General features: G+C 42.9%; 13 protein-coding genes. 9 read left to right on the top strand and 4 right to left on the bottom strand.

Annotated features, from left to right (window positions below):
* The first annotated feature begins 3 nt into the window (after positions 1-3).
* The 6 genes from K5Q29_RS08485 (at position 4) to K5Q29_RS10775 (ending at position 13,430) form a co-directional block, all read left to right on the top strand.
* On the top strand, positions 4-834 hold the full coding sequence (locus tag K5Q29_RS08485; protein ID WP_221877112.1) for a carbohydrate ABC transporter permease: 831 nt from the start codon (positions 4-6) through the stop codon (positions 832-834).
* Between the two features lie 9 nt (positions 835-843).
* Entirely contained in the window at positions 844-3,045 is a 2,202-nt protein-coding gene (locus K5Q29_RS08480; RefSeq protein ID WP_105139169.1) for an alpha-galactosidase, read from the top strand.
* A 274-nt stretch (positions 3,046-3,319) separates the two neighbouring features.
* Entirely contained in the window at positions 3,320-4,021 is a 702-nt protein-coding gene (locus K5Q29_RS08475) for an AzlC family ABC transporter permease (RefSeq protein WP_024413225.1), read from the top strand.
* Positions 4,008-4,331, top strand: coding sequence for an AzlD domain-containing protein (locus tag K5Q29_RS08470; RefSeq protein ID WP_053866964.1), 324 nt, complete (start codon positions 4,008-4,010; stop codon positions 4,329-4,331). The genes K5Q29_RS08475 and K5Q29_RS08470 overlap by 14 nt, the downstream gene beginning before the upstream one ends.
* A 9-nt stretch (positions 4,332-4,340) precedes the next feature.
* Positions 4,341-5,363: a YeiH family protein gene (locus tag K5Q29_RS08465; RefSeq protein WP_105139170.1), complete on the top strand. Its 1,023-nt coding sequence runs from the start codon at positions 4,341-4,343 to the stop codon at positions 5,361-5,363.
* A gap of 462 nt (positions 5,364-5,825) precedes the next feature.
* Positions 5,826-13,430: a DUF1542 domain-containing protein gene (locus tag K5Q29_RS10775; protein ID WP_260619138.1), complete on the top strand. Its 7,605-nt coding sequence runs from the start codon at positions 5,826-5,828 to the stop codon at positions 13,428-13,430.
* A 218-nt stretch (positions 13,431-13,648) separates the two neighbouring features.
* Here the strand turns inward: K5Q29_RS10775 and K5Q29_RS08415 are convergent, their stop codons facing one another.
* The 3 genes from K5Q29_RS08415 to K5Q29_RS08405 all read right to left on the bottom strand — a co-directional run bounded on the left by K5Q29_RS08415 (position 13,649) and on the right by K5Q29_RS08405 (position 17,569).
* Positions 13,649-15,271, bottom strand: a complete 1,623-nt coding sequence (locus tag K5Q29_RS08415) for a hypothetical protein (protein WP_105139171.1) — start codon at positions 15,269-15,271, stop codon at positions 13,649-13,651.
* A 9-nt stretch (positions 15,272-15,280) separates the two neighbouring features.
* Positions 15,281-15,979: an ATP-binding cassette domain-containing protein gene (locus K5Q29_RS08410; protein WP_105139172.1), complete on the bottom strand. Its 699-nt coding sequence runs from the start codon at positions 15,977-15,979 to the stop codon at positions 15,281-15,283.
* A 414-nt stretch (positions 15,980-16,393) separates the two neighbouring features.
* Positions 16,394-17,569 (bottom strand): NAD(P)/FAD-dependent oxidoreductase, encoded by a 1,176-nt coding sequence (locus tag K5Q29_RS08405; protein WP_105139174.1) that lies wholly within the window; start codon positions 17,567-17,569, stop codon positions 16,394-16,396.
* Positions 17,570-17,806: 237 nt separating this feature from the next.
* On the opposite strand from K5Q29_RS08405, the gene K5Q29_RS08400 reads away from it, so the two are divergent.
* Both K5Q29_RS08400 and K5Q29_RS08395 read left to right on the top strand, forming a co-directional pair.
* Complete coding sequence (locus tag K5Q29_RS08400) at positions 17,807-19,207, top strand: glycoside hydrolase family 1 protein (RefSeq protein ID WP_105139175.1); 1,401 nt, start codon at positions 17,807-17,809, stop codon at positions 19,205-19,207.
* Positions 19,208-19,376: 169 nt separating this feature from the next.
* A complete protein-coding gene (locus K5Q29_RS08395) occupies positions 19,377-19,871 on the top strand; it encodes a DUF536 domain-containing protein (RefSeq protein WP_015646325.1) in 495 nt (164 codons plus the stop codon).
* A gap of 36 nt (positions 19,872-19,907) precedes the next feature.
* On the opposite strand, the gene K5Q29_RS08390 is transcribed toward K5Q29_RS08395, so the two are convergent.
* On the bottom strand, positions 19,908-20,441 hold the full coding sequence (locus K5Q29_RS08390; protein WP_105139176.1) for a GNAT family N-acetyltransferase: 534 nt from the start codon (positions 20,439-20,441) through the stop codon (positions 19,908-19,910).
* Positions 20,442-20,520: 79 nt separating this feature from the next.
* Here K5Q29_RS08390 and K5Q29_RS08385 point away from each other — a divergent pair, with 79 nt between their 5' ends.
* Positions 20,521-22,281 (top strand): glycerophosphodiester phosphodiesterase, encoded by a 1,761-nt coding sequence (locus tag K5Q29_RS08385; RefSeq protein ID WP_105139177.1) that lies wholly within the window; start codon positions 20,521-20,523, stop codon positions 22,279-22,281.
* Positions 22,282-22,458 lie beyond the last annotated feature (177 nt).

The raw sequence follows: 22,458 nt of genomic DNA, 5'->3' as shown, positions 1-22,458 counted from the left end.
CATGTGAAACAATCAGCTTTTAAATCAACAATCTGGATGCATGCCTTCTTGATTTTAGTGGCATTGGGCATGCTGATTCCATTTGTTTGGATGGTGTTGACGTCCTTTAAAACGGTGACCGAATCCACTCAGATGAATCCTTTCCACTTTTTACCAAGTAACTGGATGGTGAGCAATTATACGGAGGCTATTCGGACTAATAATTTTCCGATACTCTATCTGAACACCATTTTGATGATGTTATGGCGTATCTTTAGCTCGGTTATGTTCTCAGCCATGGCAGCTTATGCCTTTGCTCGCTTGGAATTTCCTGGGCGGAATGTCTTGTTTGGTCTGGTTCTTTTCCAGATGATGGTACCACCTCAGTTATTCGTCATTCCTCAGTATTTGATGATTGACCAACTTGGTATGCGCAATACGATTTTTGCTCTGGTATTCCCAGGAATTGTCAGTGCCTTTGGGACATTCTTGCTCCGTCAATTTTTCATGGGTCTTCCGAAAGAATTGGAGGAATCTGCAAAATTGGATGGTTGTAATATCGGGCAGACCTTCTTTAAGGTCATGTTGCCTTTGGCCAAGTCTGGCTTGATTGCCTTAGCGATTTTTACGGCTTTGTTTGCTTTCAAGGATTTGCTGTGGCCATTGATTATCAACTCAGAGGCTGACAAGGCTACCCTGTCTAGCGCACTTTCTAAGATTCAGGGAGCTTACGCTGTTAACTATCCTCAGCTCATGGCTGCAAGTGTTTTGGCTATTTGGCCGATGTTGGTACTGTATGTGATATTCCAGAAGCAGTTCATCCAAGGGATTGCGACATCTGGTGGAAAATTATAGGAGGCTACAATGGGAATTATCTTTCATGAAAAGACAAAGGAATTCCATCTTTACAATGAGTTTATTAGCTATGTGTTGACGGTCTTGCCTAATGGTCATATTGGTAGTTTGTATTATGGAAAGCGTGTAACAGAAACAGCTTCCTATCAGTACGTGCGTGAAGATGAGTATCGTGCTTTGACTTCCTTTGTAGAAGACGATGACCGTTTCTTTTCGCTCCAATATGCCAATCCTGAATTTGCTTGTTACGGTACAACGGACTATTTTTCTCCGACTTTTGAGTTGGTGCAGAAGGATGGCAGTAGCCTATCGCATTTTGTTTATCAAGGTCATGCGATTTATGCTGGGCGATCGGCTTTAAAGGGTCTTCCTCATCTCTATCTGGATGAGGAGGGACAGGCAGATAGTTTGGATATTTATTTGTTGGATGAAGAGTCGCAGACCCGCCTGGTCTTGTCTTATACGATTTTTCGAGATTATCCAGCGGTGACTCGCTCTGCTCGTTTTGAACAACTCGGAGAAAAATCTGTCTGTTTGAACCGTGCCTTGAGTATGACACTTTGTCTGCCTGATATGGACTATGAGTGGTTGCATTTGGATGGAGCTTGGGGACGCGAGCGGCATCTGCAATTATCGCCTCTTCATCAAGGTTGTCAGTCTATTTACAGTCTCAAAGGGGCTAGTAGTGCGGAGCACAATCCCTTCATGGCTTTGAAACGACCAAATGCGGATGAGCATCAGGGAGAAGTACTGGGCTTCTCGCTCGTCTATAGCGGAAACTTTTTGGCGCAGGTGGATGTGAGTTCTTTCCAAAAGACGAGAGTGAGTATGGGAATCCATCCTGAACGTTTTTCTTGGACATTAGATAAGGGAGAAGAGTTCCAGACGCCTGAGGTCGTTATGGTTTATAGCGAGCATGGTTTGAATGGCATGAGCCAAACCTATCACCGCCTCTTCCAAAAACATCTGGTGCGTGGCTATTGGCGTGATAGAGAACGGCCTGTTCTCTTGAATAACTGGGAAGCCATGAGTTTTGATTTTGATGAGGAAAAAATTCTTTCCTTGGCCAAAGAGGCTGCAGGTCTTGGTGTTGAACTCTTTGTCATGGATGATGGTTGGTTTGGCAAGCGAAACCATGACCGAGCAGGCTTGGGAGATTGGACGGTCAACCGAGAGAAATTACCAAGTGGCTTAACAGGGATTATTGACCAAGTTCATGCTATGGGAATGAAATTTGGACTTTGGATTGAACCAGAAATGGTCAATAAAGACAGTGATTTATACCGAGCGCATCCAGATTGGATTTTCCATCATCCTCGGCATAGTCAATCGCACGGACGCCACCAATATACTTTGGATTTGTCGAGGGAGGATGTTTATCAAAATATTCATGACCAACTCCACCGGCTGTTGGCTGAGCATGATATTGATTATATCAAGTGGGATATGAATCGCTATATGACAGAGGTCTTTACATGTACACGGGAGGCAGAGCGGCAAGGTGAGACCTTCCATCGCTATATTCTCAATCTCTACCGTTTATATGATAGCCTGATAGCAGCTTTTCCGACAGTTCTGTTTGAGTCTTGTTCAAGTGGTGGAGCTAGATTTGACCCGGGGATGCTCTACTATGCACCGCAAACCTGGGTCAGCGATGACACGGACGCCATGGAACGCTTGAAAATCCAATATGGGACGAGCATGGTCTATCCTTTAAATAGTATGGGTTGTCATGTGTCAGCTAGTCCAAATCAGCAGTTGGGGCGAGCTACTCCGCTAAACACACGTGCCAATGTTGCATTCTTTGGAAGTTTTGGCTATGAATTGGATTTGTTTGAGTGTAGCCAAGAAGAGTTGGAAGAGATGAAAGAACAGATTGCCTTTTACAAGGCTCACCGTGAGATTTTCCAACACGGTATCTTTACTCGTCTGAAAAGTCCATTCGATGGAGAAATAACGGCTTGGCAGGTCCAATCCTCGGATGGTCAACAAGTCATCGTGGGCTATTATCGTCGGTTAACAACTGCTAATCTCTCCTATCAACGCTTACGCTTGCAGGGGTTGGAAGAAGATGCGGTCTATCACCTTGATGGAGAAGTTTATACTGGTAGCCAATTAATGCATACAGGTTTGTCAATTCGACATGGGGACCATGTTGGAGACAATAAGGACTTTACTTCTTGTTTGATGGTCCTCCAGAAACAACAGTAGCCTCCCTATCCATAGGCCCAGCTATCGGCTGGGTCTATTTTATGCAGAAAGTACATCAATAAGGGCAAGGCCTCTACTTATACTCTTCGAAAATCAAAATTATCCGTTGTCAACTTGCCTTGATGAACTCCAGTTCTATCTTCGCCTTCGTTTTCTAGGCTACTTTTGATTTTCATTGAGTATTAGCTATAAGAATTCTTGAAAAACGAGTTGCAATGTGAGAAAATGAGAGAATAATTCTTCAATCAATTAGTGAGGGGAAGGGAGATAATGAATGAAGAAATATGCTTTTCGTGAAGGGATGCGCGATGCCATTCCCACTGTATTAGGCTATGCCAGTATTGGTCTAGCCTGCGGAGTCGTATCGGTCAATTCGGGCATTTCTACTGTGGAGATGGGGCTGATGAGCCTATTAATCTATGCCGGGAGTGCTCAATTTGTCATGTGTGCCATGATTTTTGCAGGCGCGCCTTTGTTATCCATTGCAGTAACCGTTTTCTTTGTCAACCTGCGTAATTTTCTGATGTGCTTGCATGCGACAACTATTTTTCAAGGAAATCGTTTAGGATCGAATATCTTGATAGGATCCTTTGTGACGGATGAATCCTATGCAGTTCTTTTGCGTAAGCAGATTGAGCATCATACCATTACTCCAGAATGGATGTACGGAAATAATTTTGCAAGCTACGCCTCTTGGGTTACATTCACGACTCTCGGCAATCTGATTGGTGGTCTCATTCCAAATCCTGAGCAGTTTGGATTGGACTTTGCCTTGGTTGCCATGTTTGTCGGTATTTTTGCAGGTCAGTTAGAGGCTATGGTTCGGACCATTCCGCTGAAAAAAATTGGCTTGATTCTGCTGGCAGTTGGTCTGGGCTATATCGGTCTGTCTATGGTGGTGTCGTCCTATGTGGCGGTGCTCTTGGCGACACTCTTAGGTTGCTTTGTGGGGGTGATGATTGATGATAAAAACTAACATTTTACTGATTATTCTGATGGCGGCGCTGGTGACTTGGGTGCCACGTGTCCTACCTTTTGTACTGACGCAAAATAAATCTCTCCCTCAAAAGTTGGTGAAATTCCTCAGCTTTTTGCCAATCACTATCATTTTTGCATTGACCCTCTCCAGTATTATGGATGAGAAAGTTGGCTCCTTGCCAAGTTTTCTCCCTGTGGAAAGCTTGGCTATTCTTCCGACATTTTTTGTGGTTTTGAAAACAAAAAATATCCTTTTAGCAGTCTTGGTTGGTGTTGTTACAACCGCGGTGTTACGTTTGATATTTTAGGAGGTTTTTATGGTAAAAGAAAATGCCAAAGGTGTCGGACTTTGTTTCCTTTTGGCTTTGGCGGGTCAGTGGTTAGGTCATTTATTTCCACTTGTAGGTGGGCCTGTTTTTGCCCTTCTAATCGGGATGAGCCTGTATCCCTATTTTTCAAGTAAAAATGCATTTCAGTCAGGCTTAACCTTTACTTCCAAGAAAATTTTACAGTATGCTGTGATTTGTTTGGGATTTGGATTAAACTTATCAGCGGTCTTGGCAGTGGGTCGTCAGTCTCTTCCAATTATTCTTTCAACCATCAGTTTCGCTTTGTTTTTGGCATTTTTGATGTGGAAATGGTTGCCGATTTCATCTCCTCTGGCGACCTTGATTGGCGTTGGTACCTCTATTTGTGGAGGGTCAGCCATTGCGGCGACAGCTCCCATTATTCAGGCAGATGATGAGGATGTGGCACAAGCTATCTCGGTCATCTTTCTTTTTAATGTCTTGGCAGCTTTGGTCTTTCCGACCCTGGCAACCTGGCTTGGGTTTTCGACAGATTCGGGTCAGGCCTTTGGGATGTTCGCCGGAACGGCGGTCAATGACACTTCCTCTGTGACAGCAGCGGCTTCGACCTGGGATAGCTTATATGGTCTAGGCAGTCAGACCTTAGATACAGCAGTGACGGTTAAGTTAACACGAACTTTAGCCATTATCCCGATTACAACAGTCTTAGCAATTTGGCAAACCCGAGGAAAGGGTCTCAAGGCAGATAAGAAGTCCCTCCTGACAGGTTTTCCGACCTTTATCTTGTATTTTATCTTAGCTAGTCTAATCACAACGATAGCGGGTGGATTTGGTATAGGGGCAGATTGGTTTGCTCCGTTGAAGTCCCTCTCTAAATTTTTCATTTGTATGGCTATGGTGGCGATTGGTTTGCGGACAAATGTGTTTGCCTTGGTGAAAAATGGCAAAGCGGCTCTCCTGGTCGGACTAGTTTGCTGGCTGGGAGTGACTGTGTTGACACTGGTCTGGCAAGCGATTTTGGAGATCTGGTAAGAGAAATGTGAGTGGGAAAGACATTATTTCCTATTTCAAACAATTTTTGAGAAGTAAATAGCAGTGCCACAGGTTTTTTGTCGCTCGGTTTTTGGTACCGTTGAACAACTCAAAACTAGTTATGGTTTGTTTAAAATGTAATTAAATTATCTTTTTAAGTAGGCTGTTTACACGATATTTGTTTTCCTTTATATAAATATGATAGATTTTCAGTAAATTTTTCAAAAAAAACTCAAAAATAACAGATTTTTTCTTGTATCTTTGAGGCATAAGGAGTATAATGGTGACGGTATTCAAGTAGAAATTTTATATACTCTGGATGAAAATATTCTGTCTACTTTAAAATAAATAATCTACTGGGTATCCTTCTGCTAAGTTTTTAAAGCAGGAGGTGTGTTTTTGTACATGGTGTTACAGGAACTAGAAATGATGGCATTCGCCAGTAAAATATAGGAGGATATCATGTCTTATAAAGATATGTTCAGAAAAGAACAACGTTTTTCTTTTCGTAAATTTAGCTTTGGTCTAGCTTCGGCAGTCATTGCAAACGTTATTTTGGGAGGAGCAATCGCAAACAGCCCAGTTGTTCATGCTAACACAGTGACAGAAGCAGAGGCAGCTGTAGCACCAGCTAACCAAGACCTTGGAAATGAGACTAAAACGGAAGAAGAACCCAAGGAACCAATCGAAGCAGTTCGCGCGGACGGAGAAAACCGTGCAGCTGAAATCTTGCCGGAGGCGCTGAATGCTAGTGTAACAAACCAAGCCCCAGTTATTCCGACTATTGGGGATCTTCCTAAAGATGCGAGTGGTCAGAATGTTTCTGGTAAGGCAACTGATAATAAGATTTATCGTGTTGTATACGTTTTTGGTAATGTAGCAGGGACTACGGAGACAGAAGATGGTAAACAAAATGCAGCTCCAACATTTAATAGAACTGATGCAACCAAAACTTTTCCAATCACAGATGCAGAAGGGAATATCCAAACTGTTTCGTATGAAGTTCCATCCGATATTGTAAGCTATACCTTGGATAAACCAGATTCTATCATTACTAATGGCAATCCGACCCCAATAGAAAGTTTATCTCATCCACTTGGAACTGCTAACCTTACTCAAGATGGTTATATGACAGGAACTTTCCCGTGGGATTCAGGTGAACTCGCGGGTCGTCGTATTAAAGTGACGGATACAGCTGATAATACTACTAAGAGTAATCCATTCTTTATAGTTGCATATACAATCAAGCCAGTAGATGATAAACCTCTAGCAGTATCAAACTCTTCTGAGCTGACTGAACAGGCTATTTTTGATAAGTTGGTTGTCGATAAGTCTGCTAAAAAAACTTCAAATAGTGCTCTTGTAATTGATTCTAGCAACTACAAACATTCAATTGCAGGTTATCGTACCGTAAATTCTAATGGAACAAAAACAGAAATAGTAGAGAAAACAAATCTATCTGATTTCCCAACTGAAGGTAAATACGAAGTTCGAGTAAAAACAACCAATGTTTACGGTCAAACTATCTATAACTGGATTCCTGTAAATGTCTATAAAATGGAGACCGAAGACATCAAGGAAATTCGGAAGTATACAGACTATCAGGCCCCAATTCATGACATCATGAAAATTGGTCAGACTGGCGAAGAAGCAGTAGTAACTTTGAAAGACATTCCATCCGATTTCAGTATTGCAAACTTCAATCTGAAGGATGGAATGGCGGAAGAGCTTGCTAAACGTAACTTGGAATTTGTAAAAAATGATGTAGTTGTAGAAACTGATACTGATGGAGACGATGCTAAAGAAGGTATTGTTGGTTACATTCGACCAAAAACTGGTGGGGTAAATAGTGGTGTAGCAACTTATACAGGTTCAAGCAACCTTACTTATAAATTCACTTATAAGGCTGTTGAAACCAAAGATGTAGCAAATGCCGCAGAGGCTAAAACTCTCGAATTAGATTACACCATCTTATTCATAGATACTAAAGCACCAGTCATGACACCTAAATCAGAGTACATCCGTTTTGTTGGTGAAGAGTATAAAGTAAGCGTTCCAGGTACGGATAATGCCTTCCTAAATCCCAATAAAATCAACGGAACTCTCTCAATTTTGAAAGATGGAGAGTTAGGTTCTCTTGTATCATCAGACTTAGGTACAAACACTAAGATTACTTCAGAACTGGATCCTATGGGAGCAACTGCAAACCAAGGGGATGACGGTCAATCTTCAACTAAGTTTAACGTTAACATCACAGGAACGGGTCCGTCAGTAGAAGGAACCGGTACATACAACCTTCGTGTCGGTGACGACAACTTCCCTGCAGGTCCAGATACAGGGCTTGTTAATGGTAAAAAACAAGAGAACGTTGCCTTGACACCTGTAAAAGTTACCTTCGTAAAACATGCTACGGTGTCAACACCAGTTTCTGTTGAAAATCCAGCTAACTTAACGCCAGAAGAAAAAGCCGCAGTTATTGCTCAAATCAAGAAAGACAACGCAGACAACGAAAAATTGAAAGCCTTGCCAGAATCAGCATTTACAGTTAACTCAGATGGTACTGTGTCAGTTGACTACAGTGCCGGTGGTGTCAATGTTGATGGTGCGACAGACATTATTAAGAATGCTACCGCAAACTTGGCAGATACACGTAATGAAGCAAAAGCTAAAATTGATGCTAAATTAGCTGAAACTAAAGCAGCTATCGAAGCAAAACGTGATGAAGCGTTTTCTAAAATTGATGATGACATTTCCTTGAGAAAAGAACAGAAACAGGCTGCTAAGGCTGCTGTTACTGCCGTTGCTGGGGATGCTTTGAAAGAATTAGACAACAAGGCGACAGAAGCAAAAGAAACCATTGATAAAGCAACAACTGTTTTGGAAATTGATGACGCTAAGACTAATGGTGAGATCAGTCTGGACAATGCAGAAGATGCGGGTGAAAAAGCTATTGATAGGGCGAAAGATAAAGCAGAGGCAATAGCGGTAGTTGAAAACAAAGCATTCGAAGCGTTGGAAAAAGTTAACAATAATCCAAATTTGTCAGACGATGATAAACAGGCGCACTTTGACGACATTAACGCAACTAAAGAAACTGCAATTGAGAAGATTAATAACACTGAAGATGCTGAAGAAATTACGGCAGCAATTGACGAAGCGGAAATTGCATACAAAGAAGATATTCTTAACGCAGCCCAACTTGATGCTTTGAATAAGCTTGAAAAAGATAGCGAAGAAACTAGGGCAGCTATTGATGCTAATCCAAACCTAACTCCGGAAGAGAAAGCAAAAGCTATTGCTAAGGTAGATGAGCTTGTTAATAACGCCGAATCTGACATTTTGTCGAAGCCTACCCCAGAAACAGTTCAAGCAGTGGAGGATAAGGCTGACAAAGATCTTGCCAAAGTAGAACTTCAAGCAGCAGCAGACGATGCGAAGAAAGGCATTGAAGCCAATCCGAATTTGACTCCAGAAGAGAAAGAATCAGCTAAGAAAGCAGTAGAAGATGCGGTTAAGGTGGCGACAGACGCTATTGATAAGGCGTCAACTCCAGCCGAAGTTGACACAGCGACAAGCAATGGAGTGAAGGCTATTGATGCAGAAGAGTTTAAAGCTACTCAGAAAGATGCTAAGAACAAGATTGCCAAAGAAGCAGAATCAGCTAAGAAAGCGATTGACGACAATCAAAACTTGACTCCAGATGAGAAGGAATCAGCTAAGAATGCAGTGGAAGAGGCGGCTAAAGTAGCAACAGACGCAATTGATAAAGCGTCAACTCCAAATGCAGTTCAAGTAGAAGAGGACAAAGGTGTAGCGGCTATCAATTTGATTACTGCTAAGGCAGATGCTAAAGGTACCGTTGCTGCTAAGTTGGCAGATGAAATCAAAAAGCTCAAAGATAAGCAAGCAGAAGCAGAAAAAGCCATCGATGCGTCAACTATGACTAATGAGGAGAAAGCAATCGCTAAGAAGGCTCTTCAAGATGTTGTAGATAAAGGAAAAGCAGAGCTTGAAGACGCAGCTAGGGTAGCAACAAATGAGATTCATGAAGCTACTACTACAGAAAAAGCGAAAGCGGCTGCACTTGCTGGCGAAAAGAGCTTGACAGACACAGGTAAAGCAGCTAGAGATGCAGTTGAATTGGCTAAGGATAAAGAATTAGCTAAGGAAGCAATCCGAACAGAAGAAGAAGAAGCTACTAAAATAGTAGAGAAGCTTGCAGAAGATACGCTCAAAGCTATCAAGGAAGATCCAAACTTGTCAGATGAAGCTAAGGAAGCTGAAATTAAAAAGCTAACTGACGCTGTGAGAAAAACTTTAGCAACCATTCATGACAATGCAACTACGGCTACGCAAGAAGCAGAAAAAGCTCAAGCCCTAGCAGATCTTGAAAAAGCTAAAGAAACACAGAAAATTGCAGATAAGGCTGCGATTGATGAGTTGAATTTACTTGTGAAAGATGGTGAGCTTGAAGTTACTAAACGAGATGCTAAGAACAAGATTGCTAAAGATGCAGCCGCCGCTAAAGAAGCCATTGCAACCAATCCGAACCTGACAGATGCAGAGAAGAAAACCTTCACCGATGCGGTAGATGCAGAAGTAGCCAAAGCTAACGACGCTATTTCAGCTGCAACCAGCCCAGCAGATGTTCAAAAAGAAGAGGATGCAGGTGTTGCAGCCATTGCAGAAGATGTTCTCGACGCAGCGAAACAAGATGCGAAGAACAAGATTGCCAAAGATGCAGCCGCTGCTAAAGAAGCCATTGCAACCAATCCAAACTTGACAGATGAAGCTAAGGAAGCTGCTAAGAAAGCAGTAGATACAGATGCCCAAACTGCAACAGATGCTATTGATAAGGCGCTAAAACCAGACGCAGTTCAAGCCGAGGAAGATAAAGGCGTAGGCGCAATCGCCAAAGATGTTCTTGACGCAGCGAAACAAGATGCTAAGAACAAGATTGCTAAAGAAGTTGACGCCGCTAAGTCAGCTATTGACGCTAATCCAAACTTGACTCCAGAAGAGAAGGAGTCAGCTAAGAAAGCAATAGATACCGATGCTCAAGCCGCGACAGCCGCTATTGATAAAGCATCAACTCCAGATGCAGTTCAAGTAGAAGAGGACAAAGGTGTAGCAGCTATCAATTTGATTACTGCTAAGGCAGATGCTAAAGGTGCCGTTGCTGCTAAGTTGGCAGATGAAATCAAAAAGCTCGAAGATAAGCAAGCAGAAGCAGAAAAAGCCATTGATGCGTCAACTATGACTGATGCGGAGAAAGCAATCGCTAAGAAGGCCCTTCAAGATGTTGTAGATAAAGGAAAAGCAGAGCTTGAAGACGCAGCTAGGGTAGCAACAAATGAAATTCATAAAGCTACTACTGCAGAAGATGCGAAAGCGGCTACACTTGCTGGCGAAAAGAGCTTGACAGATACAGGTAAAGAAGCTAGAGATGCAGTTGAATTGGCTAAGGATAAAGAATTAGCTAAGGAAGCAATCCGAACGGAAGAAGAAGAAGCAACTAGAATAGTAGAGAAGCTTGCAGAAGATACGCTCAAAGCTATCAAGGAAGATCCAAACTTGTCAGATGAAGATAAGCAAGCCGAAATTAAAAAGCTAACTGACGTTGTGACAAAAACTTTAGAAACCATTCATGACAATGCAACTAAGGCTACACAAGAAGCAGAAAAAACACAAGCCCTAGCAGATCTTGAAAAAGCTAAAGAAACACAGAAAATTGCAGATAAGGCTGCGATTGATGGGTTGACTTCACTTGTGAAAGATGGTGAGCTTGAAGCCGCTAAACAAGATGCTAAGAACAAGATTGCTAAAGAGGCAGAATCCGCTAAGTCAGCGATTGACTCCAATCCAAACTTGACAGACGCAGAGAAGGAAGCTTCTAAGAAAGCGGTAGATGCAGATGCTCAAGCTGCGACAGACGCAATTGCTAAGGCATCAACTCCAGATGCAGTTCAAGCCGAGGAAGATAAAGGCGTCTCAGCTATCGCTACAGATGTTCTTGACGCAGCGAAACAAGATGCTAAGAACAAGATTGCCAAAGAAGTTGATGCAGCTAAAGAAGCAATTGATGCCAATCCGAACCTGACAGATGCAGAGAAGGAAGCTTCTAAGAAGGCGGTAGATGCTGATGCTAAAGTTGCGACAGAAGCAATTGATGCTTCAACAAGTCCAGTCGAAGCGCAATCGGCAGAGGATAAAGGCGTAGGTACTATCGCTACAGATGTTCTTGATGCAGCTAAACAAGATGCTAAGAACAAGATTGCTAAAGAAGTTGACGCCGCTAAGTCAGCAATTGATGCCAATCCGAACTTATCAGATGCAGAGAAGGAATCAGCTAAGAAAGCGGTAGATGCTGATGCTAAAGCTGCGACAGAAGCAATTGATGCTTCAACAAGTCCAGTCGAAGCGCAATCGGCAGAGGACAAAGGCGTAGGCGCTATCACCAAAGATGTTCTTGACGCAGCGAAACAAGATGCTAAGAACAAGATTGGTAAAGAAGTTGATGCCGCTAAAGAAGCAATTGATGCCAATCCGAACTTATCAGATGCAGAGAAGGAATCAGCTAAGAAAGCAGTGGATACAGCTGCCCAAGCTGCGACAGAAGCAATTGATGCTTCAACAAGTCCAGTCGAAGCGCAATCGGCAGAGGATAAAGGCGTGGGCGCAATCGCCAAAGATGTTCTTGACGCAGCGAAACAAGATGCTAAGAACAAGATTGCCAAAGAAGTTGATGCAGCTAAGTCAGCAATTGATGCCAATCCGAACCTGACAGATGCAGAGAAGGAAGCTTCTAAGAAGGCGGTAGATGCAGATGCTCAAGCTGCGACAGCCGCAATTGATGCCTCAACAAGTCCAGTCGAAGCACAGTCAGCCGAGGATAAAGGCGTAGGCGCAATCGCCAAAGACGTTCTTGATGCAGCGAAACAAGATGCTAAGAACAAGATTGCCAAAGAAGTTGATGCAGCTAAGTCAGCAATTGATGCCAATCCGAACCTGACAGATGCAGAGAAGGAAGCTTCTAAGAAGGCGGTAGATGCAGATGCTCAAGCTGCGACAGCCGCAATTGATGCCTCAACAAGTCCATCCGACGCACAATTAGCCGAGGATAAAGGCGTCTCAGCCATCGCTAAGGATGTTCTTGACGCAGCGAAACAAGATGCTAAGAACAAGATTGGTAAAGAAGCAGAATCCGCTAAGTCAGCCATTGACTCCAATCCGAACTTGACAGATGCAGCTAAGGAAGCGGCTAAATCTGAAATTGATAAAGCTGTTGACGAAGTGATTGCTTTAATCAATGGTGTTAGAACTCATCAAGAGTTGGAAAAAATCAAACTTCCAATGGCAGCTCTAATTAAACCAGCTGCGAAAGTAACACCAGTGGTTGATCCAAATAACTTGACTGAAAAAGAAATTGCTCGTATCAAGGCATTCCTTAAAGAGAACAATAACCTCCCAGAAGGAACAGAGATTAATGTTTCTAAGGATGCTTCAGTGACAATTAAATATCCAGATGGAACTATTGATTTGTTATCACCAGTAGAAGTTGTGAAGCAGGCAGATAAAACTGCTCCTACGGTCGCAAATGATGGCAAAGGTAATATTGTGATTGTACCGTCTGAAAAAGCTGTTGAGATTGTTGTTTCATACGTAGATAACAATGGTAAGCCGCAAACTGTAGTTGTTACGAAAGGTACGGATGGTTTATGGACAGCAAGTAATACAGTGGTGATTGTGGACCCTGTGACTGGGCAAGTAATCGTTCCAGGTTCTGTTATTAAGTCAGGTACAGTTGTTACAGCATACTCTAAAGACGAGGTTGGAAATAGTTCTGATTCAGCAGAAGCTGAAGTTGTGGCAGTAGACGAAAATAATTCTGCAGCAGGAGTGAAAGTTAAATCAGTTACTACAAATGCTAATAATGTTGAGAAGAAAGCTAAGCAATTACCGAATACTGGTGAGGAAGCAAATTCAGCAACTTCACTCGGATTAGTAGCTCTTGGACTCGGATTAGCACTTCTTGCAGCAAAGAGAAGAAGAGACGAAGAAGCTTAAGATAAGCTCTTCCTCAGAACTCTTTTGGAAGCTACAATTTCCCTAGAATATAGTAGCACGATACTCTTTTGTAGCAAGGAAATTCCCTCACTAAGATTGGTAGGTATCAGTTATTATCTATCGAAACCCCAAAATCCAAAGTCATTCGACTTTGGATTTTTTTGATACGACATGCTCGTCATACCTAAAAAACAGCCTTCTCTTGCGAGAGGCTGTTTTTATGCTTTCAATCTAAAAGTCTGCGGAGCTTTTTTCAATAAAATCCAGTAACCGATGCTAACATAGGCAATCATAGCCAGGGAAACCAGCAGGATATAGGTGTGGCTGCCTACATTGATTCGGGAGTTGAGATAGGCCATCCAGTAGAGAGCACCGCTGAGAAATTTATAGAGGGGATTGACCACATCCATGTCATTGGTAAAAGGCTGGAGGATATAGTAGATAAAGAGATCGTGGAAGGAAAAGAGGGCTGTCAAACTCAGCAGGAGCAGTGCGGTCAGAAGAATGGTTTCCAAGCTGAAAGCAAACCGCCCCAGCACCATGATAGCCAAAAAGAGGCTGGTCGCAAAGATGAGATTGAGCTTGCAGGTTTGCAAAAATCGGTAGTTAAAACCAGCGATAATAGTCTTAGCTTCTCGATAGAAGGGATAGTGAAGCATGGAAATATCGCAGTTGACAAAGACCATTTGAGCAACCACCTTGCCCGACGAAGCCATGTACATAATCATAAAGGAAAAAGGGAGGCAACGCAGGAGGACGGCATCGGTTAGGTCAAAAGGCACCAGATAGTAGCGGACGGCTTCCAAACCGACCAGAATCACCCCTACTGCCAAGACCCAGTTCCGCACCTTCTTATAGAGGATTTTTTTGTAGCGGTCAAATAGCAGAGCGTTTAGGTAGGTCATGCCAGACAGGTGGGATAGGTCTTTTCCCTTTTCTGTGCTGAGCTCTGCCTGCATCTGCAAACCCTGGCGAGTATATTCATTGCCCTTGGTCATCTCAAAAATCTTCTTATCTATTTGCAAGGACTCGTCCATACAGTAGGAAAGATAGTCTAGGTGGTTGGTTTGTTGCTTCAAGTAGCTATAGCCCCACCAAATCAAAAGGGGTTGGATAAGTAGGATAGGGACGAGCATTCCTAGTGAGAGCTTATTACGGAAGACGATAGCTAGAACATATAAAACAAAAATAATCATGAGCCATAGCCAAGAATGCCACAAATTGCGACGGGAAAAGATACGACGTTCAAAGAGCAGACGATTGAGGGCATGGCCAGTTAGATGACCTGCCAGCACTGTCATCAAACCAATGGGAAAAACTAACCACTCCTTGGTTATCATGCAAAAAATGGTTAAGGCTGGCAGGTAGTAAATAGTGGTTAGGATAGGCTCGATAAAAAGTTGGCTTTGAAGAAAGCTGGATTGTGACAGGCTGAAATTCTGCATAAATTCTCGATCTGCTTTAGAGATAACAGGGTCTAAGCTCTTCCCAAAACGATAGCTTAGTCCGACAAACAAAAGCCAGAACATAAAGCCAAGGAGCCAAGTGTTTGGGAGAATTTTCCAAAAGGTCAGCTCCCCGTTGACTAGCATATTCATCCAGAAAGAAGCATGGTAGAAATGAAAGAGCAACCAAATTCCCTTGACCAGAAAGCGACTGGGGATGGAGAGGATGTGCAGGACCAAAAAGAGACCAGACTTAAAGCTGTAAGACTTGAAAATACTTTCTGGAATGCTCTTTCCCACAAGTGGCAGTTTCCGTAGATAGTAGAAAAATCCGTTGACTGACCGATAGAGGTTATATTTTTCCTGATACCAAGAATAACGTAATATTGTTTTCATAGGTTTCTCCTAATCTGCTGTCAGCAAGGTAACCACTTCCTGTTCAAAGTCAGGGTCGTGAAGTTTGTCGCTCGGAACTGCTTGCAATTCTTGGTGATGGAGCAAAACAATCTCATCACAGAGGTCTTGAGCCAGTTGTAAGATATGGGTGGAAAATATAATGACGGAATCCTTTTTGGCTTCCCGAATTAGCTGCTTAAACTCGTGTGCAGCCACAGGGTCAAAGGACGTCAGCGGCTCATCCAAGAGAAGGACAGGTGGCTGGACAATCAAAGATAGGAGTAACTGGACCTTGTTCTGCATACCGTGTGAAAAATCCTTGAGCAGGCGATGCTGGTCTTCTTCTCCAATACCGACCAAGTTTAGCCATTCTTCTGGACTACGAGGAGATTTGAGTTTATCCTTGTGAATGTCCATATAGAATCGGACAAACTCGTAGGCAGTCATAAAAGCAGGTAATTGTGGATAGGTCTGGGTAAAACCGATGTCTGTATTATCGTAGTCAAGAGTTTCTTCGCCTTTTACAAACTGAATCGAGCCACTATCCAAGGTCAGATTTCGGGCAATGCAGTTAAACAAGGTTGTCTTACCAGCCCCGTTCCGTCCTAGCAAGCCGTAAATCTTGCCTTGTTCAAATTGAAAACTAGCATCCTCCAGAATAATCTTGTGGTCAAATTTTTTGGAAATAGAAGAAAGTTTCAGTTGCATAGCCAATCTCCTTTTGTTATATTGTTATGGAATTATCATACAATAATAAACAAAAAAATTCAAGCAAATTTTTGCTTGAATTTTTCAGTCATGAAATAATTAGTAGTGTACTACTCAAAGGAAATCGAACTCAGACTAGCTCCAAAGGTTCGGGGAACCTTTGGAGGTTGGAGATAAGGCGAACAAAGTTCGCTACAAAAAGGTTCGGGGAACCTTTGGAGGTTGGAGATAAGGCGAACAAAGTTCGCTACAAAAAGGTTCGGGGAACCTTTGGAGGTTGGAGATAAGGCGAACAAAGTTCGTGACACTAGATGTAGATAGAACGCTGCTACCTTTTATTTTTAGGTAGCAGGCTGTAAAGCTCCACTGGAGCTTTACACTCATCAAATCAAGTCAACAACGTCTGAGTTTGATTTACGAAGAGTAGGAACTTCCTGCCACCCAGCCAGTTGCAAGACAGTAGGTAATGTTAAAGCCGCCGGTGTGGGCGTTGATGTCCAGGACCTCGCCTGCAAAGTGGAGGCCTGGGACTTTCTTGCTTTCCAAGGTTTTGGGATTGATTTCCTTGAGGTCAACGCCGCCCTTGGTCACGAAGGACTTGGCCAGAGACATCTTGCCTGTAATCTTGATAGGTAGGGCTTTGAGGAGGGTGACCAGTTCAGTCAGTTCTTTTTGGGAAACTTGTTTAACCTTGCTATCGTAGTTTTCAGCGAAAAAGTCTGCTAGGCGGTCTGGCATGAGTTCTCGAAGGGCATTCTTGACGGATTTTTCCCTGTTGGCTTCTAAATGCTCAAACAAATCTTGTTCAGAATGGGTCGGCAGAGCATCGAGAAATACGGTTTCGCCGCCTTTGACAAAACTGGACAAGCGAAGGGCAGCGGGTCCCGACAGGCCAAAGTGGGTAAAGAGCAGGTCGTGGGTGATGACGTGCTTGCCGTAGGTCAGAGTGACGTCGTCCAGGGAAATGCCTTGGAGCTTCTTGTGGGGGAAGTCAGTCAGGACGGGGCTTTCTGCAGCCTCAATCTCCGTGACTTCCAGCTTGAAGTGGCGGGCAATGTCGTGACCAAAGCCAGTCGAGCCAGTGGAAGGATAGGTCTTGCCGCCAGTGGTGACAATCAGCTGGGGAGCTGTAAAAGTCTCCTCGCTGGTCTTGACATGGAAGAGGTCATCAATCTTGCGGACGGAAACCACCTCAGTTCCTGTGCGGATGTCCACGCCATTTTCCAGCATCTTCATCTCCAGACACTTGATAATGGTTTGGGAACGGTCGGTGGTCGGAAAGACACGGCCGTGGTCCTCCACCTTGAGCTTGACCCCATTTTCCTGAAAGAAATTTATAATATCATGGTTATCAAACTGGGAGAAGACGCTATATAGGAAGCGACCATTTCCAGGAATACCAGCCAGCAGGTCTTCCAAAGTGCCGTTGTTGGTCACGTTGCAGCGTCCGCCACCTGTGCCAGATAGCTTCTTGCCCAAACGCTTGTTTTTTTCGAGGAGCAGGGTCTTCTTACCGTAAAAGCTGGAAGAAATCGCGGCCATCATGCCCGCAGGTCCCGCTCCGATAATAATGGTATCTACTGTATTCATGCTTTTATTGTATCATATTTTCATCAAGAAAGTAGTTTGAGTCTTTGCTATGATTTGTGGAGTTTTTCCTTGAAATTGCGGAAGACCATTGACGGGATAGGGGAGTATACTTAGACCAAGGGAAATTAGTTTTTATCAAGAGCCTGTATGTACAAGCAAAGTATTTTTGTGGAGGCTGCATTGTGAATCCAGGTTCTAACAATTCCGTCTGTAGCATGAAAGAAAGTAGGTAGAAGAATGGTAACTGAGCAAAGAGAGTATCGTTTTCCAGCAGGTTTTTTGTGGGGCTCCTCCACTTCAGGGCCTCAAAGTGAGGGAAGCGCAGCTGGTGATGGAAAGGGGTGGAATAACTGGGATTACTGGTACAGTCAGGAACCTGAGCTCTTTCACCAGCAAATAGGACCGGAACAAACATCGACTTTCTATGAACATTTCCAGTCAGATTTGGATTTGTTGGTGGAAACAGGTCATAGTATTTTTCGCACCTCTATACAGTGGTCACGTCTGATTCCGGAAGGGATAGGCGAGGTCAATCCGCAAGCTGTGGAGTTTTATAGGGCTGTATTTGCAGGTATTCGAGAGCGTGGGATAAAGCTTTTGGTCAATCTTTATCATTTCGATTTACCTTATGTCTTACAGGAAAAAGGGGGCTGGGAAAATAAGGAGATTGTCTGGGCCTATGAGGCTTATGCTCGCCAGTGTTTCAGCCTCTTTGGGGATCTGGTGGATCATTGGATTACCTTTAATGAACCCATTGTTCCAGTAGAATGTGGCTATCTAGGAAGCTATCATTATCCTTGCAAGGTGGATGCAAAGGCAGCTGTGGTCGTAGCGTATCATACTCAACTGGCTAGTTCTTTGGCTGTTCGGGCCTGTCACCAACTACACCCAGACCACAAAATTTCCATTGTTCTTAATCTTACTCCTGCCTATCCAAGAAGTCAGAGTCCAGAAGATTTACAGGCAGCGCGGATTGCTGAGCTATTTCAAACGAGAAGCTTTTTGGATCCATCTGTTTTGGGACAATACCCGAGGGAACTGGTTGATATTCTTGAAAAACACGGTTTACGTCCAGAAGTGACAGAGGAGGAATTGACCATTATCAAAGAAAATAGGGTTGACTTCCTGGGGGTGAATTATTACCAGCCCCTGCGCGTGCAGGCTCCTTCAGAAGATGGATGGAACGGAGAAGCTACTTTCCTATCCCAATATTTCCAGCCTTATGATAAGCCTGACAAGAAAATTAATCCCCATAGAGGCTGGGAAATTTATGAAGAAGGGCTGTACGACATTGCTAAAAATATCCAGGAAAACTATGGGAATATCGAATGGTTGGTAACGGAGAACGGCATGGGAGTCGAAAGGGAGGATGTTTTTGAAGAAAATGGCATGATTCAGGATGATTATCGGATTCACTTCATGGAAGATCATTTGATTCAGCTCCATCGAGGTATTGATGAAGGAGCGAACTGTAAGGGTTATATGGTCTGGACCTTTATTGACTGCTGGTCTTGGTTAAATGCCTATAAGAACCGATACGGCTTGGTTTCGCTTGACCTTCAAACTCAGAAGCGTACTGTCAAAAAATCTGGATATTGGTTCAAGCAAGTGAGTGCTAAAAATGGTTTTATTAGATAGAATGTATATTTCGTTTCTACATAACATTGCATTGAGATAAGATACTTTTGAGGTTTGTGATTATCCACTAATGCTTGGTAAGAAAATTCCCCTAGATTTGACAGGGATAGGGTTCTGTGGTAATATTTTAATGATACAAACTATGAGAAATGTAAGTACCGAGGATATTATGGGAATCGAAAAAACAGTCAGTGAGTTAGCTGAAATTTTAGGAGTGAGCCGGCAGGCTATGAATAATCGTGTCAAATCACTTCCTGAAGAATTTGTAGATAAAAATGACAAGGGTGTGACCGTTGTAAACCGTGCTGGCTTGATTAAGTTGGAGGAAATCTACAAAACAACCATTTTTGAAGATGAGCCGATTAGTGATGAAGTCAAGCATCGTGAATTGATGGAAATTTTAGTTGACGAGAAAAATGCTGAAATCATCCGCTTATATAGTCAATTAAAAGCCAAAGATAAGCAACTTGCCGAAAAAGATGAACAACTCAAGGTCAAAGATGTACAGATTGCTGAGAAGGATAAACAGTTAGATCAGCAACAGCAATTGACACTAAAAGCTATGGCCGATAAGGAAGTTCTCAAGTTGGAATTGGACGAAGTTAAAGCACAGGCAGAAGAAGTGCAAGCTAAAGGCTTCTTTGCACGTTTGTTTGGAAGATAGATAAGTAAAAAATCAAGCTCTTAGGAACTTGATTTTTTACTTATGCTCTAACCATTCTTCTCTTAAAATTCCATATTTGATAGAATCATGATAATGCCCTTGCCAGTATCGAACCTTGCGGATATGGGCTTCTTTGGTCATGCCTAATTTTTCTGCGGTTCTCATCATGCCCTTGTTGCCAGACCAGGTAGTGAGACCGATGTGTTCCAATTCTGCAAATTGCTGGAAAATGGTATCAATCCAGAGTTGGAGAGCAGCTGTGCCATATCCTTTTCCCCAGACCTTATCGTCATAGATTTCAATCCCGATTTCGAGCCAGCGTGTTGACTGGCACTCCCAGTAATAGCTCACAAATCCGATAGGCAGCTGATCCACTAGGATTGCTCTGACACAATCTTTTTGTAACCACTGGTAGAGTTCAAGTGCTTGAAAATCTTCAAAAGTGGCGCATGCCTGGTAGTCATCAAAATAGGGAGCTGCAAATTCCTTCCAGCGAGGTGCGACTTCACGATGGCCAATCTTCCAAAGTGTATGCAAATAATCTTCAGTCATCGGTGCAATTCTAATCATGAGAACCTCCTTTATTTTTCTAGTCTAGCATATTTGATGAAGGCTTGCAATTCTTGCTAGAATATGGGACACTAGAATCATGAAAAAGATACAACGTGAATTTCAAAAAATATATTACAACTTAGACAAAATCCTTTTGCTCTTTTTTACCCTGTTTACCTTTATGGAATTTGTTTGGATACCGCTCAATTCATGGATTTCTGAGGGACTCTTAGCTATGACAGGGCATGCCTACCTTTCACCGACGAATTTGTTATCGGTATTTGCTGAAAATCTGCTCGTGACAGGCTTGTTTATTCTCCTCTTTTTTGTCAACATTGCCATTGCCTACCTAGAATTGGCTCTATTGTTCACAGGGGTTTGGCAACTGTTGGATGAAAAAGTCAAGCACCTCCCCGACTATTTACGGGATGTACGAGATAGTATGGTGGCGATTATCCGTCACAGTAGCCTACCAAAGGTTCTATTTCTGCTCTTTTACTCAGTTATTCTTCTCCCATTTTTACGCCGGGTATTAAATATCTATTATTTTAATAAAATCGTAGTGCCCCAATTTATCGTAGATTACCTATCTAACACAGTCTGGCTAGGGATATTGATTTTGTTCTTTCTCCTCTTGTTCTTCTGGCTCGCATCACGCTTTATGTACGCTCTGCCGAACATTTATTTTGAACACAGGGGTGTGAAGGAGTCTATCGCTTATTCTTGGGAGAAGACCAGAGGCAGAAAGCAAATCGGTTCATTGTTCCGTCTAATTTGGTTGATTACTTTTCCAGTTCTCCTATTTACAGGAGTAGGAGGACTATTCTATCTTGTGCAACTGTTAGCAGAGCATTTTGTACCAAGTACTTCTTACTGGCTGGCAGTTGTCTGTTACGCACTTCTAAAATTAGCCTACTACGGAGTAGTCGCACTCTTCATGATGGGATTTGTCAGCCTCCTAACAGGAAAACAACTCCCAATCTACCGCCGTAAACGTCTCCGTCATCACCTTCGACTAGCCATTTTGCTCGTATCTGGTCTGGTGTTCGGTACCCAAGGAGCGCTTGCCCTCTACTTTCCCTTTGACACTCTGCCGGTTACCATTTCTCACCGAGGTGTCGATGACGGCAATGCTGTCCAGAACTCTATTGAAGCCCTAGAGAAAACCTCTCAGCTCAAACCAGACTACATTGAGATGGATGTTCAGGAGACAAAGGATGGTCAGTTTATTGTCATGCATGATACGGATTTATTGGCTTTGACGGGCAATCCCGGAGGTACACATGACTATACTCTTGCAGAGTTGACAGGGATGACTGCATCAGAAAACGGCATGGCAGCTCCAGTTCCTTCTTTTGATGAATATCTTGAAAAAGCGGATGAGCTAGGACAAAAATTATTGGTAGAAATTAAAGTGACCAAGGCAGACTCACCAAACCTCACCCGTAATTTCTTACAAAAATATGGTCAACGTTTGATTGCCAAAGGACACCAAATGCAATCATTAGATTACCATACCATTATTAAAATAAAGCAGTATAGCGAGAAATTAGTATCCTTCTTTATTCTTCCGTTCAACTCCATCTATCCGACGACGGTTGCTGACGGCTACACAATGGAGTATACCTCGCTGGATCAAAATTTTATGACCAAGTCTTGGATTCGCGGTAAGTCAGTGTATGCTTGGACACCAAATGATGAGGAGAGTATGACTAAGATGTTGCTGCTACAAGTGGACGGCATCATCACTGACAACATGACCGACCTCCAAAGTCTGATGGAAGAAATGAAAGAGAATCGACGCTATCCAGACCTCTTTTTCCAGCAATTTCAGTCTTTGATTTATAATTTTGAATAAAAAAATCGCGAGAGGAGAGTATGATATACTCCCCTTATAGTGGACAGTGAAAAAAACAAAAATTTTCACTAGAAACTATAAAGGGAGTTTTATTATGTCCAAAAGAAGTCCAAAGTCTGTCTCTGAGAAACTAGAAATTGTTCTACTCCACTTGGAAGCTGGGAAATCACTTAGCTG

It is taken from the genome of Streptococcus sp. 2018037, assembly GCF_019754195.1.
In the GTDB taxonomy this organism is placed as follows: Bacteria; Bacillota; Bacilli; order Lactobacillales; family Streptococcaceae; genus Streptococcus; species Streptococcus hashimotonensis.
Note: the sequence above shows the minus strand (reverse complement) of the source record. Positions and strands in the feature narration are given on the sequence as shown.